1 protein-coding gene and 2 pseudogenes are annotated in these 3,205 nt (G+C 61.1%); all 3 read left to right on the plus strand.

Features of this window, described 5'->3' with window-relative positions; all coding sequences use genetic code 11:
* Positions 1-1,286, plus strand: a pseudogene (locus tag X726_RS1000000170210) (ATP-binding cassette domain-containing protein); the annotation flags it as partial.
* A pseudogene (locus tag X726_RS1000000172145) lies at positions 1,261-1,479 on the plus strand (HlyD family type I secretion periplasmic adaptor subunit); the annotation flags it as partial. The pseudogenes X726_RS1000000170210 and X726_RS1000000172145, both read left to right, overlap by 26 nt.
* A 381-nt stretch (positions 1,480-1,860) precedes the next feature.
* A complete protein-coding gene (locus tag X726_RS137360; protein WP_023673926.1) occupies positions 1,861-2,652 on the plus strand; it encodes a hypothetical protein in 792 nt (263 codons plus the stop codon).
* The last annotated feature ends 553 nt before the right edge of the window (positions 2,653-3,205 follow it).

A 3,205-nucleotide genomic window follows, 5' to 3' on the forward strand; every position in this document is an offset into this window, starting at 1 on the left:
AGGGCCGATAAGCGATACCGTTGCCCACAACATGGCACGCAATGGTCTGCTGCAAGCAGCGCGTTGCAATGCCGAGGTCGTGCAAGCTCTCGGTCTTGGAAAGCGGATCGCTGCCCGATGGCAAAAGGCCAATGCCAAGTTTCTGGCCGCCAACCGGAAAGCTGGGGACGTGGCAGGTGGGCTGGGTGCCATTTCAAAGTCGCTGCGCGTGCTGCTGCAATCGGCCATTCTTGCCGTCGGTGCGTACCTTGTCGTCAGGGAAGAGGCTACGGCCGGGGTCATGATTGCCAGTTCGATCATGATGGGGCGTGCGCTGGCTCCGGTCGACCTCGCCATTTCAAGCTGGAAACCCTTCCTCATGGCGCGCCAGGGTTGGGCGCGGCTGGAGGACCTCTTGGAAAAGGTTCCTGAAACCGCTCCTGTTATGCTAATGCCTGCACCTGAACGCGAACTGCGCCTCGAAAGCGTGACAATCGTTCCGCCCGGCGAAAGCAAGCCGACCGTGACCGGCCTTGCGTTTGCCATTCAGGCGGGAAGCGCACTCGGGGTCATCGGCCCGTCGGGCTCGGGCAAGTCGACACTCTCGCGCGCCATCGTCGGCGCATGGACGCCGGTCGCCGGGAAGGTTCGCATCNTCGGGCTCGGGCAAGTCGACACTCTCGCGCGCCATCGTCGGCGCATGGACGCCGGTCGCCGGGAAGGTTCGCATCGACAGCGCAAGCCTCGATCAATGGGACCGGGAAGCACTAGGCCGTCACATCGGCTATCTGCCACAAGGTGTTGAATTGTTCGATGGCACCATTGCCGAAAACATCGCTCGTTTTGAAGATGATCCTGACCCTGAGGCTATTGTCGCCGCGGCGAAAGCAGCGGGCACGCACGAACTGATCCTCCGATTTGAGCACGGATACGAAACTCCGATTGGTGAGGCCGGATCGGCACTTTCCGCCGGGCAGCGTCAGCTTATCGGTCTTGCCCGGGCCCTTTATCGAGACCCTTTCCTTGTCGTGCTGGATGAACCCAATGCCCATCTCGACGCGGAAGGCGAAGCTGCAGTCGTTAATGCGATCGCCTCCGTGCGCGAGCGCAAGGGCATTGCGGTTGTCGTCGCCCATCGGCCGAGCGCCATCCGCGCCGTCGATTTGGTGTTGGTGATGGAAGGTGGACGGCAGCGATCATTCGGTGCGCGTTCCAAAGTCCTGAAGGCCATCGAGTCTACACAGGATCACGTGGCAGAGCGCGCTGACATGGAGGATCCCGGTGTCCGGCATTCATCAGAACAATGACGTTTCGAGTCCATTCGCCGGCACCTGGTGGCGGGCCTTCTGGCGAGCGTGATCTTTGTGGGAGGAGCCGGAGCCTGGGCGACCTTCACGAATCTCTCCGGTGCGGTTGTAGCGTCCGGACACTTTGTCGTCGTTTCCTAGTGAGAAGATACAGCACCCGACTGGCGGGGTGGTCGGAGAAATCCTGGTGAACCCGGCATTTCGTACTACCTGGTGCGCCTGTCGGTTCCGATCTCGGCTCGCGCGAACGCGCTCCCTAACGTTCCATTGCTCGCAATGGGCAGTGCCGGCGCGACTCGGCAACACAGCCCCATGCCCGTTCTTCCGAGGGCGGCCCAACCAGGACGACCGGTTGCCAAGTTTTCCTGGACCGTTCTTTGAGTGTGAATATTCGGGCCGATTGCCTGGGGCGTGTCCCCGCCGCCTGCGAGCCCGCAACTGCTCAGCAGAAGGGCGAAGTGAACGAGAATGCATCCATTTCGTAAATGTATGCCTATCCAAGCAATCGATTTCTCCAATTGTCCGATAACGAATATGAACGACTCAGGCAGGGGCATCATTAGGAGTATTTTCAATGGCAAAGATTATCGAAGGTGGCCCGGGTTCCGAAACACTCCTCGGCACCGAGGGTGTTGACTGGATCGAGGGTTACCAGGGCGGTGACTGGCTTGACGGTCGTGGCGGCAACGACGAGATCTCGGGTGGCGCGGGCAGTGACCGAGCCATCGGCGGCGAGGGTAACGACCGCATCTTCGGCGGAGATGGCTGGGACGATCTCTCCGGCGACAACGGCCGCTTCAACGCGCGCGTCTCCGGTGAGGACAATGACAGGCTCAGCGGCGGACCCGGCCAGGATGTCCTCTACGTGGGTGACGGCCAGGACACGTTGACCGGGGGCAGCGACAGTGACACGTTCGTGTTCCAGTTCCACAATCCGGTGCCTGGGGTTGTCGGGTCGACGTCGGACATTACCACTATCACCGATTTCAACCCGGCGGAGGACAAGTTCGCCTTCGATGCGGTAGGCCTCTACAACGACGGTTTTGGCGCGAACTTCGTCAACAACGCCAGCATACAGTCCGGCTACCCGGTGAGCAGCTTCTACAGCGGTGCGGCGTCGGGTGCGAACGGCGAACACGTCGTGGTGATCACTGGTGAATCTTTCAACTCTGCTAATGAGGCGGCGAGTGCGATCTCCGGCGAGCACGCCGGCGACATCATTGTCTACCAAAGCAGCTACACTGACAGAGTTGCAACTCTGGCCTATGTCACCGCCGACGGCAGCGCGCACGAGTTCGCCCACCTGGGCGGTGTAGTCACCGTGGCCGACCTAGGCCTGACCGCGTCGGACTTCACCTTCGTTTGATCCAGAAAACCCATGCGGAACCGCGCCCGCCCCGCCCCCCCGGGCGGGCGCTTTCCCGTCCGTTTCCGCTACTTGCCATGGGCCGGGGCGCCTGGGAGCAGTCAGCGTGTACAGTGACGAAGCCCTGCGCGTCGCGCTGGTCGTGGACCGAAATCTCCTGAAGGTGTGGAGGCGGAAGCCTGTTCGGGCCCTTGCGGCCGACCAGGATGAATCCCTTCCAAACCTTCAGCCGGACGGTGTTGTTGACCCGCTCCATCAAATGCCGGGACCAAACATATTCGGCGGGAGCACTGATCCTGAACCAGCGAGCGGATGCAGTCGGTTGCCGATCGGGGAGCAATATAGGGAGCTGGGTCGCCAGCTGCGGAGACTTACGTGACAACCATTCCTTAAAGGATCAGCTTTGAGACCCTTCCCTCTGACTTCCGCGATTTGGGGCATTGTGTTGATCAGCGGCGTGGTCAACGTGTTTGCGCTGATCTCGCCGCTGTTCATGCTTCAGGTCTATGACCGCGTTCTGGCAAGTGGCAGCGTATCCACGCTGGTGGGGCTC

Origin of the sequence: Mesorhizobium sp. LSJC285A00, from assembly GCF_000503155.1 — a bacterium.
GTDB lineage: Bacteria > Pseudomonadota > Alphaproteobacteria > Rhizobiales > Rhizobiaceae > Mesorhizobium.